General features: G+C 72.2%; 10 protein-coding genes. 7 read left to right on the top strand and 3 right to left on the bottom strand.

Going from position 1 to position 17,448, the window contains the following annotated elements; all coding sequences use genetic code 11:
* Window positions 1-134: 134 nt before the first annotated feature.
* From AB0H37_RS22955 to AB0H37_RS22980, 6 genes are all read left to right on the top strand, one after another.
* Window positions 135-917 (top strand): DeoR/GlpR family DNA-binding transcription regulator, encoded by a 783-nt coding sequence (locus AB0H37_RS22955; protein WP_329087241.1) that lies wholly within the window; start codon window positions 135-137, stop codon window positions 915-917.
* 201 nt (window positions 918-1,118) lie between these two features.
* Window positions 1,119-3,815 (top strand): family 78 glycoside hydrolase catalytic domain, encoded by a 2,697-nt coding sequence (locus AB0H37_RS22960; protein ID WP_360614985.1) that lies wholly within the window; start codon window positions 1,119-1,121, stop codon window positions 3,813-3,815.
* 79 nt (window positions 3,816-3,894) lie between these two features.
* A complete protein-coding gene (locus AB0H37_RS22965; protein WP_329087245.1) occupies window positions 3,895-5,175 on the top strand; it encodes an extracellular solute-binding protein in 1,281 nt (426 codons plus the stop codon).
* A gap of 3 nt (window positions 5,176-5,178) precedes the next feature.
* Entirely contained in the window at window positions 5,179-6,150 is a 972-nt protein-coding gene (locus tag AB0H37_RS22970) for a sugar ABC transporter permease (protein WP_179836723.1), read from the top strand.
* Window positions 6,147-6,974, top strand: coding sequence for a carbohydrate ABC transporter permease (locus AB0H37_RS22975; protein ID WP_179836722.1), 828 nt, complete (start codon window positions 6,147-6,149; stop codon window positions 6,972-6,974). Before AB0H37_RS22970 ends, AB0H37_RS22975 begins: the two co-directional genes overlap by 4 nt.
* A gap of 104 nt (window positions 6,975-7,078) precedes the next feature.
* The gene (locus AB0H37_RS22980; protein WP_360614988.1) at window positions 7,079-10,753 is read left to right on the top strand and encodes a glycosyl hydrolase; all 3,675 of its coding nucleotides are present in this window, start codon (window positions 7,079-7,081) and stop codon (window positions 10,751-10,753) included.
* Between the two features lie 42 nt (window positions 10,754-10,795).
* On the opposite strand, the gene AB0H37_RS22985 is transcribed toward AB0H37_RS22980, so the two are convergent.
* Complete coding sequence (locus AB0H37_RS22985; protein ID WP_360614990.1) at window positions 10,796-12,382, bottom strand: alpha/beta hydrolase; 1,587 nt, start codon at window positions 12,380-12,382, stop codon at window positions 10,796-10,798.
* A 311-nt stretch (window positions 12,383-12,693) separates the two neighbouring features.
* On the opposite strand from AB0H37_RS22985, the gene AB0H37_RS22990 reads away from it, so the two are divergent.
* On the top strand, window positions 12,694-15,228 hold the full coding sequence (locus AB0H37_RS22990) for a collagenase (protein ID WP_360614992.1): 2,535 nt from the start codon (window positions 12,694-12,696) through the stop codon (window positions 15,226-15,228).
* Window positions 15,229-15,285: 57 nt separating this feature from the next.
* Here AB0H37_RS22990 and AB0H37_RS22995 read toward each other — a convergent pair whose 3' ends face one another.
* Together AB0H37_RS22995 and AB0H37_RS23000 are read right to left on the bottom strand one after the other, a co-directional pair.
* Entirely contained in the window at window positions 15,286-16,242 is a 957-nt protein-coding gene (locus AB0H37_RS22995) for an oligopeptide/dipeptide ABC transporter ATP-binding protein (RefSeq protein WP_360614994.1), read from the bottom strand.
* Window positions 16,239-17,204 carry an ABC transporter ATP-binding protein gene (locus AB0H37_RS23000; RefSeq protein ID WP_360614996.1) on the bottom strand — a complete coding sequence of 322 codons (966 nt, stop codon included), beginning with the start codon at window positions 17,202-17,204 and terminating at the stop codon, window positions 16,239-16,241. Before AB0H37_RS23000 ends, AB0H37_RS22995 begins: the two co-directional genes overlap by 4 nt.
* Between the last annotated feature and the right edge of the window lie 244 nt (window positions 17,205-17,448).

Genomic DNA, 17,448 nt, shown 5'->3' on the forward strand with positions numbered 1-17,448 from the left:
CGGTGCGGCGATCCGACGGCCCGCGTCAACCCGGCTGACCGTTGTGTTAACAAACCATCCGAACGTGTTACCTTGTGTGGCGCCCGGCCTCCGCCGACAGCCCGTCGCGCGCGCCGGTCACGGGAGGTTCCGGGATGGTCGAGCAGGGCACGGGCGGACCGGAGCGACGCCGGCAGGACATCGCCGACATCGTCCTGTCCGCCGGTTCGGTCCCGGCCGCCGGGCTCGCCGAGCGGTTCGGCGTCAGCCTCATGACGATCCACCGCGACCTCGACGAACTCGAACGCCAGGGCGTCGTCCGCAAGCACCGCGGCGGGGTGACCGCGCAGCCGTCCGGAGTGTTCGAGAGCAACGTCGCCTACCGGATGAAGTCCATGCGGCCCGCCAAGGACGCCATCGCCGCCAGGGCCGTCGAGCTGGTCGAGCCGGGCATGGCGGTCATGCTGGACGACTCCACCACGGCGCTGGCGCTGGCCCGCCGGCTGGCCGGCGTCGCCCCGCTGACGGTCGTCACCAACTTCCTGCAGGCCGTCAACCTGCTGTCCGCCGAGCGCGACATCCGGCTGATGGCGCTCGGCGGCGACTACGACCCGCTGCACGACTCGTTCCTCGGGGTCTCGTGCGTGGACGCGATCGAGTCGCTCAACGTGGACCTGTGCTTCGTCTCGACCTCCGCGGTGTCCGGCGGGTTCGCCTACCACCAGGAGCAGCGCATCGTGTCGGTGAAGCGCGCCATGCTCGGCGCGGCGGCCCGCAGCGTGCTGATGATCGACCATTCCAAGCTCAGCCGGGTGGCCCTGCACCGGGTGGCGCCGCTGTCGGCGTTCGACCGCGTCATCGTCGACGACGGCGCCGCGGCCGACGCGCTGCGCGGGCTCGACGAGCACAAGGTGGCCTACGAGCTGGCGACGGCCTGACGGTCGGTTCCGCCGGTCGCGGGCGCCCGCGAGGCGCCACCTGATCACGCCGGTGACGGCGTCCCCTCACCGGCGGGCGCTGCCGAAAGCGACCGCATCTCGAACCTTGACACCCTGATCAGCGCCCTCCTACTCTCAAGCTCACATTTTTCACGTTAACTTCACAGCCAACTTTGTTGGGATTGCGATCGGAGCGGGTGAGTGACGGGTTCCCTGGGCCGAGGGCTCGCGCCGTACGGGCTGCGCTGCGACCACCGGGTGGAGCCGCTCGGGGTCGACGAGCCGGCGCCGCTGCTGTCGTGGCGGCTGGCCTCCGGCTTGCGCGGGGACGCCCCCACCGGTTTCCGGGTCCGGGTCCGCGCCGAGGACGGCTCCCAGCTCTGGGACACCGGCGCCGTGGCCGACCCGTCCGCCGTCTCCGTCCGCTACCGCGGGCCCGCGCTGCGGCCCCGCACCCGGTACCGCTGGACGGTCGAGGTCACCGACGCGTCCGGCGCGCAGTCGCGGGAGGAGTCCTGGTTCGAGACCGGGATGCTGAGCCCCTCCGCGTGGTCAGCCGCCTGGATCACGCACGACCCGTCCGTCCAGGACGTGGTGGACGCGCCCGAGGAAGGCGAGCTCGCCCTCGCCGACCACGGCCTCCAGCCGGCCGTCCGGCTGCGGAAGGCGTTCGAGGCGGCCGCCGCGCCGGTCGCCGCGCGCCTCTACGTCACCGCCCGCGGCCTGTACGAGATGCGCCTCAACGGCGCGCGGGTCGGGGACGCCGAGCTCGCCCCCGGCTGGACGGACTACCGCGACCGCGTCGACTACCAGGTCCACGACGTGACCGGCATGCTGCGGACGGGCGCGAACATGCTGGCCGCCACGGTCGCGGACGGCTGGTGGAGCGGGTTCGTCGGGTTCGACGAGCGCCGCTCGGGCGCGCACTACGGAACGTTCCCGCAACTGCTGGCCGAGCTGCACCTCGTGCACGCCGACGGCTCCACCGACGTCGTCGCGACCGGCGGCGACTGGCAGAGCGCGCGGTCGCCCGTCCGGTACGCCGACCTGCTGATGGGGGAGTGCCACGACCTGCGCCGCGAGACCCCGGGCTGGGACCTGCCGTCCGGTGACCGCGACGGCGCGGGATGGCGGCCCGCCTGGGTCGCCGCCACCGACCGCAGCCGGCTCACGGCCTCGGTCGCGCCGCCGGTCCGCGCCGTCCGGGAGCTGCCGGCGCGGTCGGTCACCCGGATCGCCGGGGACCGGTTCCTGGTCGACTTCGGGCAGAACTTCGCCGGACGCGTCCGGCTCACCGCGCGCGGGCTGGCCTCCGGCGACCGGGTGGTCGTCAGGCACGGCGAGGCCCTGGACGAGGCGGGCGCGCTCCACACCGCCAACCTGCGCACCGCCGACGCGACGGACGTGCTGATCGCGGGGGAGGACGCCGAGACCGTCTTCGAGCCGCGCTTCACCTACCACGGCTTCCGGTACGCCGAGGTGACCGGCCTGAGCGCGCTCGCCGCGGCCGACATCACCGGCGTGGTGCTGCACAGCGACACGCCCTGGGCGGGGGAGTTCACCTGCTCCGACCCGGAGGTCGACCGCCTCCACCAGGCGATCTCCTGGGGGCAGCGCTCCAACTTCGTCAGCGTCCCGACCGACTGCCCGCAGCGCGACGAGCGGCTCGGCTGGCTGGCCGACGCACAGGTCTTCCTGCCCACCGCCTGCCTCAACGCCGACGTCGCCGCGTTCTTCGACGGCTGGCTGCGCGAGGTGCGCGGCGCGCAGTCGCCGGACGGAGCGTTCGGCAACGTGGCGCCGAAGATCGCGGGAGTGGCCGACGAGGGCGCCCCGGGCTGGGGCGACGCGGGCGTCCTCGTTCCCTGGCATCTCTACCGGGTGTACGGGGACGAGCGCTTCCTGGAGCGCAACCTCGACGCCATGTGCGCCTGGGTCGACCACGTCCACCGGAACAACCCCGATCTGGTGTGGACCCACCGCACGGGCCCGCACTTCGCCGACTGGCTCGCGCCCGCCCCCACCCCGCGCGACGTCCTCGCCACCGCCTACTTCGCCCGCAGCGCCGCGCTGACGGCGCGCGCCGCCGAGATCCTCGGCGCGGACGAGCCCGCGGCCCGGTACGGCGCGCTCGCCGCCGACGTCCGCACGACGTTCGCCGAGCGTTTCGTGTCGCCGGACGGGCGGGTCCACGGCGACACCCAGACCGCCTACCTGCTGGCCCTGGCGTTCGAGCTGCTCCCGGACGAGCTGGTCCCGAACGCCGTGCGGCGCCTCGCCGCACTGGTCGAGGAGGCCGGTCCGGGCCTCACCACGGGGTTCCTCGGCGTCGGGCTGATCGCGCCCGTCCTCGACGCGCACGGCCGCGCCGATCTCGCGCACGCCCTGCTGCGCCGCACCGACCCGCCGTCCTGGCTGTACCCGCTGCGCCACGGCGCGACCACCGTCTGGGAGCGCTGGGACGGCTACACCACCGAACGCGGCTTCCAGGCCGCGGCGATGAACTCCTTCAACCACTACGCGCTCGGCTCGGTCGGCGAATGGCTCTACCGGGGCGTCGCCGGCCTCGACCAGGCGCCCGGCTCGGCCGGTTACCGCGAGCTGCTGGTCCGGCCGCGTCCCGGCGGGCTCACCGCTGCGAGCGCCCGCTACGCGTCGGTGCGCGGGCTCGTCTCCACCGCCTGGACCCGCCGCGACGGCGTGTTCGAACTGCGGGTGGCGGTACCGCCGGGCGCGACCGCCACCGTCCACATCCCCACCGACGACCCGGGCGGGGTGCGCGAGAGCGGGATCCCGGTGGCGGACGCCCCCGGGGTCTCGATCGCCGGAACGGCGCGGCGGGAGCTCCGCTGCCGGACCGGCTCGGGGGAGTACCGCTTCACGGCGGCCCTTCAATGACGTCCGTCCCCCTGCGGGACGGCCGCGGCCGGGACCGCCGCCACCCCGGCGGTCCGCGCCGCGAACGCGAGGAGGAAAGATGACATCGTCGTTCCAGAGGGCGGCCCTCAGCCGCCGCGGATTCCTGCGGTGGTCCGGGGGAGTCGCCGCCGCGGCCGCGCTGCCCGCCGGCCTGGCCGCCTGCGGGGGGTCGTCCGGCGGCTCGGGGACCCTGCGCCTGGTGGGCGTCGCCGACCAGCAGAAGGCGCTCGACCTACTCACCAAGGACTACACCGGGGCGAAGTTCAGCACCTCGTTCGCGCCCACCGACCAGGTGCAGACGTCGGTGCGCACCCAGCTCGGCGCGGGCAACGCCCCCGACCTGCACGTGGTCTTCCCGGGCAACGGCAGCGCGATGAGCATGGCGCAGATCGCGCAGGCCGGGCTGCTCGCCGACCTGAGCGGCCAGGCGTGGACGAAGAAGATCCCGGCGAGCCTGAAGCCGGCGTTCCAGAAGGACGGCAAGACCTTCCTCTACTCGGCCGGGTCGAGCGTCATCGGCGCGATCTACAACACGAAGGTCTTCGAGAAGGCCGGGGTCGAGCCGCCGAAGACCTGGAGCGAGTTCCTCGACGTCTGCGAGAAGCTCAAGAAGAAGGGCACGGTCCCGATCGCGCTCGGCGCGCAGACCCCGTGGGTCACGCAGCTGATCACCTACGCGCTGGTGCCGTCCACCGTGTACGCCAAGAACCCGCAGTTCGACAGCCAGATGCAGGCGGGGTCGGCGTCCTTCGCCCAGTCCGGCTGGGTGCAGGCCCTCGAGATGTACCTGGACCTGCAGAAGCGCGGGTACTTCAACGACAACCCCAACGGCACGACCTTCGAGCAGCAGACGTCCATGGTCGCCACCGGCAAGGCCGCCATGGCGATCCAGGTCTCGGCCGTCCTGCCCGACTTCCGCAAGGCCGCCGCGAACGCCGCCGACCTGTCGATGTTCCCGGTGCCGGGCGCGGACGACGCGGCGCAGCTGCGGATCCCCGCCGGGGTCGTCGTCGGGCTCGGCGTCAGCGCCCGCAGCAAGAACAAGGACGCAGCCGAGAAGTTCGTCGCGTTCCTCGGCGAGCAGCAGAACATCAACCGCTGGGCCGAGGCCGTCGCCTGCGTCCCGCTCGTCCGCGACTCCTCCTCCAAGATCGACCCGGTGCTGGAGCCGTTCCTGCCGTACCTGGACGGCGACAAGGCCGACCCGTTCATGGACCAGGCGTGGCCGAACGCCGAGGTGCAGCCCGCCCACTTCGCCATGGTGCAGGAGCTGCTCGCGGGCAAGACCACCATCGCCGAGGGCCTGGCGAAGCTGGACGAGACCTACCGGAAGAAGTAGCCCGTGTCCCCGACCGCACGTCCTGCACCGGCCGCCTCGGCGGCCGGTGCCGCGGGACCCCCCGAGAGGGCGGCGCGCCTCCCGGCGCCGCCCCGCCGCCGCCGGAGCCGCTTCCTGGCCCCGCCGTGGTGGTTCGCGGCGCCCGCCCTCCTGGTGTACGCGCTGATCGTCCTGTACCCGAGCGCCAGCGGAATCGTCTACGCCTTCACCGACTGGAACGGCATCGGCGACCGGTCGTTCGTCGGCGTCGACAACTTCGACCGCCTGCTGCGGGACGACGCCGCACGGGGGTCGCTGGTCAACACGCTGCTGCTGACGGTCGCGATCGTGGTCGTCCAGAACGGCATCGGACTGCTGCTCGCGCTGGGCGTGCACACGCGCATCAGGTCGCGCGCGGTGCTGCGGGTCGTCTTCTTCGCGCCCGCCGTCGTCAGCCCCGTGATGGTGGCGTTCCTGTGGAAGTACGTCTACAACCCGGCGCCGGACGCGGGGCTCAACGGGATCCTCGGCGCGGTGGGCCTCGGCTCCCTGCGCCAGGACTGGCTCGGCGACCCCTCGCTGGCGCTGTGGTCGGTGGCCGGGATGGTGATCTGGCAGTTCTCCGGCTACTCGATGGTCATCTTCCTGGCGGGGCTGGAGGGGGTGCCCGTGGAGCTGCACGAGGCCGCGATGATCGACGGTGCCGGCCGGTTCCAGCGGTTCCGCAGCGTGACGTGGCCGCTGCTCGCGCCCGCCGTCACGATCAACGTCATGCTGTCCACCATCGGCGGGCTCAAGCTGTTCGACCAGGTGTACGCGGCCACGAGCGGCGGGCCCGGCCACGCCAGCGAGACGCTCTCGACCGTCCTGTACAAGCAGGCGTTCGTCTTCGGCAACTACGGCTACAGCACGGCGATCGCGCTGGTGCTGGCGCTGTTCGTCGCCGCGGTCTCGCTGATCCAGATCCGGTACCTGCGCGGTCGGGAGGTGGCATGAGCCTGCGCTACGGACTGCGCACGTTCGCCCTGGAGGTCGTGATGATCGCGGTCGCCCTGGCGTTCCTCTTCCCCGTGTACGCGCTCGTCACGCTGTCGCTGAAGGACAAGCAGCAGATCGCCTCGGCGCCGCTGTCCCCGCCGTCGTCGCCGACGCTCGGCAACTACTCCGACGCCTGGTCGCGGGCGTCGCTGGGCTCGGCGCTGCTGAACAGCACGGTGATCACGGTGGTGAGCCTGGTGGCGCTCATCGCGATCGGGGCGTTCGCGGCCTACTTCCTCGCCCGCTGCGCCTCGCGGCTCGGCTACACGCTGTACGTGCTGTTCCTGCTCGGCATCGTGCTGCCGTTCCAGCTCGGCATGATCCCGCTGTTCAAGCTCGCCGACGCGGCGGGCCTGCTCGGCACCTACCAGGGCATGATCATCTTCTACACCGGCATCCAGCTGCCGTTCACGATCTTCTTGTACACGGGGTTCATCCGGGCGCTGCCGGGCGACTACGCCAACGCGGCGCTGATCGACGGCGCGGGCCACCTCCAGGCCTTCACCCGGGTCGTGTTCCCCTTGCTGCGGCCGATCACCGGCACGGTGCTGATCCTCAACGCCGTGTTCATCTGGAACGACTTCTTCACCCCGCTGCTGTACCTGGGCGGGTCGGCGCGCGAGACGGTCCCGGTGCGGGTCTTCGCCTTCGTCGGCCAGTACGTCTCGGACTACGGCCTGGTCTTCGCCGGCCTGGTCCTCGCCGCCCTCCCGATCATCGTGATCTTCCTGGTGCTGCAGCGGTATGTGATCAAGGGGTTTGCGAGCGGGCTCAAGGGATGAGCGAAGCGAACCGGGGGGTGTGGGGGGTCGTCCCACCACGGGGGGCAGGGATGAGCGAAGCGAACCGGGGGGCGTGGGGGGTCATTCCCCCACCGGAGACAGGGATGACCGCGATCTCGGGGCGGTTGCGGGAGGTGCTGGACGCGCCGCCGCGGGCGTTCTCGCCCGCGCCCATCTGGTGGTGGAGCGGGGAGCGGCTCGACCGGCGGCGGCTGCGCGACCAGCTCGAACGGTTCGCCGAGGGCGGCGTCCACAACCTGGTCGTCCTGAACCTGGCGCCGTCCGGCCCGATGTTCGGCGCGGACGCCGACGATCCGCCATTCTTCTCCACCGCGTGGTGGGACCTGCTGGACGCCGTCTGCGAGGACGCCGCCGAGCTGGGTGTGTCGCTCTGGTTCTACGACCAGCTCGGGTTCTCCGGCGCCGACCTGCAGGCCCGCTTGGTGCGGGACGTCCCGGACTACGCGGGGCGGTGGCTGCGGCGGGACGGGACGGCGGACGTGCGCGGCTTCGACTACCTGTCGGCCGAAGCGTGCGCGGAGCTCCTGGACCGTGTGCACGGCGAGTTCGCGCGGCGGCTGGGGCACCGGCTCGGCACGGTGATCGTCGGGTCGTTCCAGGACGAACTGCCGTCGCTGCCGACCTGGTCGGAGGGGTTCGCCGGGGAGTTCGAGCGGCGCCGCGGCTACGACCTGACGCCGCATCTCGGAACGCTGTGGGGGAGCGGAGGCGGGGACGCCTTCCGGGTTCGCCGCGACTACCACCTCACCCGCGCCGAACTGGCCGAGGAGGCCTTCTTCCGGCCGCTGGCCGACTGGCACGAGCGGTACGGCCTGCTGCACGGCTGCGACCAGCAGGATCCGGCGCGGGCCGGGCTCCCCGTGGACGGGGTCCGGCTGTACGCCGACTACGCGCGCACGCACCGCTGGTTCGGGGCCCCCGGGTCCGACCACCACGGCGACGCCCGCGTCCACTCCTCGCTCGCGCACCTGTACGGCCGGGACCGGACCTGGATCGAGGCGTTCCACTCCAGCGGCTGGGGCGGGACGCTGGAGGAGACCTTCGACTGGCTGCTGCCCTGGCTTCGTGCCGGGGCCACCCTCTACAACCCGCACGCCGTCTACTACACGACCAAGGCGGGCTGGTGGGAGTGGGCGCCGCCGTCCACCGACTGGCGCCAGCCCTACTGGCGGCACCACCGCGTCTTCGCCGACGCCGTCGCCAGGCTCTGCGCCGCCCTGTCGCTGGGGCGGCACGTGTGCGAGGTGGCCGTGCTGTTCCCGACGGCGACCGCGCAGGCCGGGACGCGGCTCGACGGCGTGGACCCGGACGCCGGGCTCGCCCAGGAGACCTACCGGGAGCTGGTCGGCGACATGGCCTGGTTCCGGATGGTGCCCGGCGTTCTCGACCGGCTGGGAATCGACGCCGACGTGGTGGACGACGACTCCGTGCAGCGCGCCTCGGTCACCGAGGGACGGCTGGACGTCGCGGACGAGTCGTACGGGGTCGTCCTTCTCCCGTCCTGCACGGTGCTCGAAGGGGAGACGGCGCGCAGGCTCACCGCGTTCGCCGAGCACGGCGGCCGTGTCGTCGCGGTCGGCGCGCCGCCCCGCCGCGGGGTCGGCGACCCGGGCGCCGACGAGGCGGTGGCCGGGCTCCGCGCCGTGCTGGAGGTCGTGCCGGACACCGGCGCTCTCGGTGCCGCCCTCGCCGGCGTCCGCCGGGTGGACGCGCCGGTGCCCGCACTCGTCCGGGAGGTCGACGGCACCACGCTGGTGTTCCTGACGGCCGCGCCGTCGATGGCCAGCCGCGTGTCGGTGGGACGGCCCGACGAGCGCGGGGCCGACCTCGGCTGGCTCGACGTGACCTACGACTTCGATCCCGATCGGTACCTGAGGGACATGCGGGTGCGCGTCCGCGGCGTGAGCGGCCCGGCGTTCGTCGCGAGCCCGTTCGGGGGCCCGCCGCGCCGGTTGGAGACGCGCGCGGTGGACGGGACGTCCGTCGAGACCGTCGTCCCGTTCGACGACGGGCCCGCTGCGCTGCTCCTCTTTCCCGGCGGCGAGGACATCGCCGTACCGGGCCCCGTCCCGGCGGGTCAGGAGACCGTTCTCGACCTCGGCACCTCCTGGACGATGGACCTGGTTCCGACCCTCGACAACGCCTGGGGCGATTTCGCCCGGCCCGCCGGTCACGACGTCCTGCTGGAGCGCTGGACCATGAGTCACCGGACGGAAGAGGAGTCAGAGTGGTCCGAGGCGCACGCGACGTTCGGCCCGCACGGTGTCTGGTCCAGGGAGAGTGAGGGAACGTGGCGGCCCTTCGTGTACTCCGACTCCCGCGGCATCCGCAAGGACACCCTGCACCGCGCCTTCCTCGGGCCGAAAGGACACGTCCCTGAGGAGTTCCTCGACTTCGGGGACGTCCGGTCCGATGACGCGGTCGTGCTCCGGACCCGCCTGACCGTGCCCGGCGAGGGCGGTTTCGTGGCCGTCGGCGCGGCCGCCGCCAAGACGCTTCATGTGGACGGCGTCGCGGTCCCCCTGGACGACCAAGGCCACCTGGCGATCGCCGAGACGCCCGTCCCCGCCGGTGACCATGACGTCGAGGTCCGGCTCGCCCCGGGCGAGGACGTGCGGCTGCGGGCCCACCTCGCCGTCGTCACCGACCGCGGGCGCTACCGGCGGCCGGAGTGGATCACTGCGGCGGGGCCCGCGCGGCCGGGGGCCGAGGTCGCGCTCAGCGTCCCCCTCCCGGCGTCCGCCGCCGGCGCGGCGCTCCAGGTGGCCTCGGCCGCGCCCTGCCGCGTCCTCGTCGACGGCGAGGAGATCGGCCGCCAGGGAGGGTTCGACCCGTACGCCGAGCAGGAGGTCCCGCGCGTCGGCCGCTACCGCGTGACGGGCGGCCGCCTGACCCTGGTCCTCACCGAGGGCGGCCCGCCTCCCGCGGTCCTCGTGGACGGACCGGTCGTGTCCGGCGCGGGCTGGACCGCGGCGCGCGACGGCCACCCGGTGCCCGTCGCGGCGCGGCGCGGGCAGTACGGCGACCCGGCGTCGATGCACCTGCGGCGGCGGCCCCATCCGATGCCCGGCGCTGCCTGGCTTGAGGACGACCCGGACACCGACGTCGTCCTCCCGGCAACGCTCGCGATGCCGGACGCGGTGCCGCGAGTCGAGAGGCTGCGGTTCGCCGTCCCGCCCGGCGCGACAGGTATGGCCGTGGACGTCCGAGGCGAACTTCTGGAGGCGACCCTGGACGGCGAGCCTCTGAAACCGGCCCCCGAGATGCCGCTGCCGGGCCCGGGGTCTTCACCCGGCCGGACGGCGGAGCTGCGGATCCGCACCCTTCCCGGTCACCGGGCGGGTGCGGCACTCGCGGGGCCGGTGCGCTTCACCGTGGGGCCCGGGACGATCGAGCTGGGCGACTGGGCGGACGCGGGCCTCGCCGGCTACAGCGGCGCCGTCCGCTACCGGCGCTCGTGCCGCCTCTCAGCGCCCCCGGCCGCCGCGACGCTCGATCTCGGACGGGTGCGCGGCACCGCCGAGGTCACCGTCAATGGTGCCCCCGCCGGGGTGCGCATCTGCGCCCCGTACCGTTTCGACGTCGGAGCGGCCCTGCGCGAGGGTGACAACGAGATCGAGATCCTCGTCTGCGGAACCCTCGCGCCCTACCTCGACGAGGTGAGCCCCACGCATTTCGTCTTCGATGGCCAACGAGCCTCGGGCCTCTACGGCCCCGTCCGACTTCTCATGGAGGCACCGGCCGCCGTCGGGCGCTGACCGATAGGGACAGTAGCGCCGCACGGCGGCCGGTACCCCACGTCACCTCACGAACTGGCGCGGTAGGGCGGTCGCCTTCGCGCGCGTGGCCGCGGCCGGGGCGGGCGTGACCCAGACCGGTGCCGGGTCAGGGTTCTTGGCGCAGGTGCGGTCGACCAGGCCGCGGTCCGACGGCACCTTCCCTCCGCGGAGATAGCCGACCAGGAGGTCGTCGAGGCACGTGTTGCCCGCGAACGTGATGGCGTGGCTGCCGCCGCCCCTCTCCACGACGAGCCGTGCGCTCGGCAGGGCCCGCGCCATGGCGAGGCCGCCCTCGTACGGTGTCGCCGGGTCGTCCGTCGCCTGGAACAGCAGCATGGGCGGCAGCCCCCTGCCGGTGATCCTGGTGCGGTTCCCCGCCTTGACGGGCCAGGTCAGGCAGCCCGCGTTGAACCACATGTTGTTGTAGGTGTAGAAGGGCGCCTTCTCGTTGACCTTCGCCTGGTCCTTCCGCCAGTACCGGAAGTCGCGCGGCCACTTGCTGTCGCTGCACATCACGGCGTTGTAGAGGTCGAAGGAGTCGTCCGCCGGGTCCGGCGCCGCGTAGCGTTCGTACGCGGTGACGAGAGGCGCGCTGTCGCCCGAGTTGGTGTAGGCGGACAGGACCGTCGCGAGCCGGGGCCAACGCAGGACGTCGTAGCCGCCCGCGACCTGCGTGTCGTCGAACTCGTCGGGCCCGATCCGGCCCACGGGGTGCTCGCGCAGCCGGGTGCGCATGGCGTACCACCGGGCCTCGACCTCGGCGGGGTCGGTACCGAGGTGGTAGACGCCGTCGGCCTTGGCGACCCACGCGGTGAACGCCTTGAACCGCTTCTCGTGCTGCAGGTCCTGGAGGACGTTGTGGTCGTACCAGGAGACGGACGGCCCGACGATGCTGTCCAGGACGAAGCGGCGGACGTGCCGCGGGTACAGCTGGGCGTAGGTCGAGCCGAGCGTGGTGCCGTACGACCACCCGAAGAAGTTGATCTTCTCGGCGCCGAGCGCGCGGCGGATCGACTCCATGTCACCGACATGGTCGACCGTCGACAGGTGCGGCAGTAGCCAGGAGTGCTTCCCGGTGCACTTGGCGACGTACCCGGCGGCCTTCTCCAGCCACGCCCCCGTGGTGCCCTGGCCGACCTGGAAGTCGGGCCGCGGGCCGTCGAAGTAGTGCGGGTCGCACGACATGCGCGGCTCGCTGTGCTGGGATCCGCGCAGGTCGAAGCCGATCCAGTCGTAGGCGGCGGCGACGTCGGGCGGCAGTCGGGACGGGATCCAGCTCGCCATCCACAGGCCGCTGATCCCGGGCCCGCCCGGGTTGAGCAGCATCGGCCCCTGCCGCTCGCCCGGGGGCGCGGTGGCGGGGAGCCGGTTCAGCGCGATCTTGACCGTTCGCCCGTCCGGCCGGTCGTGGTCGAGCGGCACCTCCAGCATCGCGCACTGCAGCGCCGGGGTCGCGGCGTCGCCGCAGGACTTCCAGTCCAGGCGTGGCGGGTCCCCGGCCGCCGCGGTCGCCGGCGGCGGCCCGGCCAGCGCCGCGGCCGCCAGCACGCCGCCGCACATGACGAGCGCGGCGCCCGCGCGTGTCCTGCTCGGTCGTCTCACAGACACCTCCAGAGTATGAGTGACATTGCAGTGTACAATTTCACCATTCTCTCGTCATTGTCCGGAAACGGCATACGGCGCGCCTCGCGGCCGAAGACGGGGCGCCACCTCGAAGAATTCCTTTCCGATGTCGCCGGTGAGGCCCGCCCGGGAGGATCCATAACCCAGATCGATGGGGCGGTGTATGACCACGGGCCGTTTCCGCCTCAGACACTGCGGGCGCACGCTTTTCCGACCCTCCGGGCCTTGGACCCCGGAGTCCTGCGAATCCGTCCGGCACCCCCACCGGACGCCCGCCCCATGGAGGAAAACCCCCCGTGAGAAACAGACGCAGATCGACCCGCTGCCTGCTGGCGTCAATGGCGGTGGCCCTCGGGACGACGTTCCTGGTCGCGCCCGCGAACGCCGCCCCGAAACCCCCTCCGGCCAGCATCCGCCCCGACGGCGGCGACGCGCCCCACGTCCAGAAGGCCCCGCTCCCCGCCAAGGACCGGCCGCCGCTCTCCGCGGACAAGAACGAGCTGAAGAGCAGTCCCGACCAGCCGAAGAAGTCGGCGGAGCACAAGCGTCCTTCCATGAAGGGCGCTCCGAAGACGAGCGCGAAGGCCGCCGCCGCCGCGTGCAGTGCGAGTGACTTCACGAGCCGTTCCGGAAGTGCTCTCGTACAGCAGATCAAGTCGTCCACGACCGACTGCGTCAACTCGCTGTTCAGCCTCACCGGCACCGACGCGTACTACGCGTTCCGCGAGTCGCAGATGGCGAGTGTCGCCTATGGACTGCGCGACAACGCGGTCTACTACCCCGGCGACAACAGCACCGGCACGGCCCAGCTGGTCCTCTACCTGCGCGCCGGCTACTACGTCCACTGGTACAACTCGTCGACCGTGGGGACCTACGGCCCCACCCTGAAGACGGCGATCCAGTCGGGTCTGGACGCCTACTTCGGCAACTCCAAGTCCTCGACGGTCAGCGACGCCAACGGCGAGGTCCTCGCCGAGGCGGTCACGCTGATCGACAGCGCGGAGGAGAACGCCCGCTACATCTACGTGGTCAAGCGGCTGCTGACCGGCTACAACAGCTCCTACGACGCGTCGTGGTGGATGCTCAACGCGGTGAACAACGTCTACACGGTGCTGTTCCGCGGCCACCAGGTCCCGGAGTTCGTCTCGGCCGTCGGGTCCGACCCGAGCCTGCTCGACACGCTCAACTCCTTCGCCGCGGGGCACCTCTCCCTGCTCGGCACCGACCGCAGCTACCTGACCTCGAACGCGGGGCGCGAGCTGACGCGCTTCGTGCAGCACTCCGCGATGCAGGCCAAGGTCCGGCCGCTGGCCAAGGGGCTGCTCGGGCAGAGCGCCATGACCGGGAAGACCGCGCCGCTGTGGGTCGGCGTCGCCGAGATGACCGACTACTACGACAAGGCCAACTGCTCCTACTACGGCACCTGCGACCTGGCGCAGCGGCTCGCCGCGAACGTCCTGACCATCAACCACACCTGCAGTTCGAGCATCAAGATCCGGGCGCAGGACATGACGGCCGCCCAGCTGTCGGACAGCTGCGCCAGCCTCCAGAACCAGGACGCCTACTTCCACGGGCTGGTGAAGGACGGGAACAGGCCCGTCGCGAACGACAACAACACGACGATCGAGGTCTGCGTCTTCGATTCGAGCACCGACTACCAGACCTACGCCGGTGCGATGTTCGGCATCGACACCAACAACGGCGGCATGTACCTGGAGGGCGACCCGGCCGCCGCGGGCAACCAGCCCCGATTCATCGCCTACGAGGCCGAATGGGTGCGCCCGGCGTTCCAGATCTGGAACCTCAACCACGAGTACACGCACTACCTCGACGGCCGCTTCGACATGTACGGGGACTTCAACTCCAACGTCACCACGCCCACCATCTGGTGGATCGAGGGATTCGCCGAGTACGTCTCCTACTCCTACCGCAAGGAGGTCTACGACGCGGCGATCACCGAGGCGGCGCGGAACACCTACGCGCTCAGCACCCTTTTCAACACCACCTACAGCCATGACACGACCCGCATCTACCGCTGGGGCTACCTGGCGGTGCGGTACATGTTCGAGAAGCACCCGAGCGACGTCTCGACCGTTCTCGGCTACTACCGGACCGGCAACTGGAACGCCGCCCGGACCTTCCTGACGAGCACGATTGGCACCCGCTACGACAGCGACTGGCGGACGTGGCTCGCCGCGTGCGCGTCCGGTGCGTGCGCGGGCGGCGGCGGAGGCGGCAACCAGTCGCCGACCGCGGCGTTCTCGGCCTCGGCGAACGGGCTGGCGGTCTCCTTCACGGACCAGTCCGCCGACTCCGACGGCACCATCGCCTCCCGGCGGTGGGACTTCGGCGACGGCGCCACCTCGACGTCGGCCAACCCGTCCCACACCTACGGCGCGGACGGCACCTACACCGTCTCCCTCACCGTCACCGACGACAAGGGCGCCACCGGCACCGCGACCAAGCAGCTGGCTGTGTCGGCCGGAGGCGGCGGCGGAACGACCGAGTGCACCGGGACGGACACCCGCCAGCTCGGGCAGAACTGCCAGCGCAGCAACCTGACGGCCACCCAGGGCAACCTGGCCTACCTGTACCTCTACGTGCCGGCCGGCACGCAGTCGATCAAGATCACCTCGTCGGGCGGCACCGGCGACGCCGACCTCTACTACAGCTCCACCAGCTGGGCCACGTCGACGTCCTACACCCAGCGGTCCGTCAACACCGGCAACAACGAGACCCTGACCATCACCAACCCGCCCGCGGGCTACAACTACATCAGCCTCTACGGGAAGCAGGCGTTCAGCGGAGTGACGGTGAAGTCCCAGTACTGATCTGACACCACGCGTAACGCCGCCGGGGCCGGACCGAGAGGTCCGGCCCCGGCTTCGTCACGAGGCGAGCGGTCCGGTCTCCGGGTAGTGGCAGGCGACCTGGCGGCCCGCGGCCATCTTCAGGGACGGCCGCTCGGCGCGGCACCGCTCCTGCGCCTTGAAGCACCGCGGGTGGAAGGGGCAGCCCGGCGGCAGCGCCGACGGGCTCGGCGGGTCGCCGCGGAGCACGATGCGCTCCCGCGCCCGCTCGGCCACCGGGTCGGGCAGCGGGATCGCCGACAGCAGCGCCCTCGTGTAGGGGTGCGCAGGCGCGCCGTACACCACGTCCCGGGCCCCCGTCTCCACGATCCGGCCGAGGTACATCACCGCGATCCGGTCGCACACGTGCCTGACCACCGCCAGGTCGTGGGCGATGAACACGTACGCCAGGCCGAGCCGGCGCTGCAGGCCGGCCAGCAGGTTGACGATCTGGGCCTGGATCGACACGTCCAGCGCCGAGACCGGCTCGTCCGCGATCACCAGCCGGGGCCCGGTGACCAGGGCACGGGCGATCCCGATCCGCTGGGCCTGACCGCCGGAGAACTCGTGCGGGTACCGGTCGAGGTGCTCGGCGCCGAGCCCGACGTACTCCAGCATCTCCTGGACGCGGGGCCGCGGGTCCTGCTCGCCCTGCACCCGCAGCGGCTCGGCCACGATGGAGCCGACCGTGTGGCGCGGGTTCAGCGAGGCGAACGGGTCCTGGAAGATGATCTGCAGGTCCCGGCGGAGCGGCCGCATCGCGCGCTGGGACAGCCGGGTGATGTCCTGGCCGTCGAAGGTGATCCGCCCGGCCGTGGGGTCCAGGAGCCGGACGAGCATCCGCCCCGTCGTGGACTTCCCGCAGCCGGACTCGCCGACCAGGCCGAGCGTCTCCCCGGCCCGCACCTCCAGGTCCAGGCCGTTCACGGCCCGCACGGTGCCGCGCCGCGTCTGGAACGTCCTGGTCAGCCCCTCCAGGCGGAGCAGCGCCGTCATGCCGAGGTCTCCTTGGTCGTGAGCAGGTGGCAGGCCGCCGGGTGGGACGCGCCGAGGAGCTCCGGGCGGGTGGTCTCGCACACCTCGACCCGTTCGGCGCACCGCGGATGGAACGGGCACCCCGCCGGCGGAGACAGCGGAGACGGCGGGGTGCCCGCGATCGGGGTCAGCTCGCCGGGCGGGCCGGTGAGCCGGGGGAGGGAGCCGAGGAGACCGCGCGTGTAGGGATGCAGGGGCACGGCGAACAGCGCGTCGGCCGACGCGCGCTCGACGGCCCGTCCCGCGTACATGACGAGGACGTCGTCGGCGACCCGCGCGACCACCCCCAGATCATGCGTGATCATCAGGACCGCCAGCCCGCGCTCGCGCTGGATCCGCGCGATCAGCTCCAGGATCTGCGCCTGGACGGTCACGTCCAGGGCGGTGGTCGGCTCGTCGGCGATCAGCAGGTCGGGCTCGCAGGCCAGTGCCATGGCGATCATCACGCGCTGGCGCATCCCGCCGGAGAACTGGTGCGGGTGGTTGCCCGCCCGCTCCTCGGGATCGGGGATGCCGACGTCGGCGAGCAGCCGGACGGCCTCCCCGCGCGCCGCGCGGCGGGACGCGCCGAAGTGCAGGCGCCGCGCCTCGGCGATCTGCTCGCCCACGCGGTAGTGCGGATGCAGCGACGACAGCGGGTCCTGGAAGATCATCGCGACCCTGCGGCCGCGCAGCGCGCGGACGCGCTCGCGGTCCGCCCCGACGATCTGGGTGCCCGCGAACTCGATCGACCCGCTCACCCGGGCGCCGTCGAGCAGACCCATGATCGCCAGGCTGGTCACGGACTTGCCGGACCCGGACTCCCCGACGATGCCGAGGGTGCGGCCCTCCTCCAGGGAGAACGACAGCCCGTCCACCGCGCGGATCGTCCCCTTCGCGGTGCGGAACTCCACGGCGAGGTCCCGGACGCTCAGCAGGCCCATGGCCGCTCCTCCATCATGCGTGTTCCTTGTGAGGGGCGGCCCCCACACCCCTGGTTCGCTTCGCTCATGCGTGTTGCCTGTGAGGGGGCGACCCCCCACACCCCCCGGTTCGCTTCGCTCATGCGTGCTGCTTGTGAGGGGGCGACCCCCCACACCCCCCGGTTCGCTCCGCTCATGCGTGCTGCTTGTGAGGGGGCCGACAAGGCCCGTCCGGGTCGAACGCTCGCTCCAGCGCATCCGCCAG

This window comes from Actinomadura sp. NPDC023710, from assembly GCF_040639875.1.
Taxonomy (GTDB): domain Bacteria; phylum Actinomycetota; class Actinomycetes; order Streptosporangiales; family Streptosporangiaceae; genus Spirillospora; species Spirillospora citrea.

Coding starts and splice junctions, on each gene's coding strand:
- AB0H37_RS23000 (WP_360614996.1), bottom strand. CDS start 17,204: ATGGGCCTGCTGAGCGTCCGGGACCTCGCCGTGGAGTTCCGCACCGCG.
- AB0H37_RS22955 (WP_329087241.1), top strand. CDS start 135: ATGGTCGAGCAGGGCACGGGCGGACCGGAGCGACGCCGGCAGGACATC.
- AB0H37_RS22975 (WP_179836722.1), top strand. CDS start 6,147: ATGAGCCTGCGCTACGGACTGCGCACGTTCGCCCTGGAGGTCGTGATG.
- AB0H37_RS22965 (WP_329087245.1), top strand. CDS start 3,895: ATGACATCGTCGTTCCAGAGGGCGGCCCTCAGCCGCCGCGGATTCCTG.
- AB0H37_RS22980 (WP_360614988.1), top strand. CDS start 7,079: ATGACCGCGATCTCGGGGCGGTTGCGGGAGGTGCTGGACGCGCCGCCG.
- AB0H37_RS22995 (WP_360614994.1), bottom strand. CDS start 16,242: ATGACGGCGCTGCTCCGCCTGGAGGGGCTGACCAGGACGTTCCAGACG.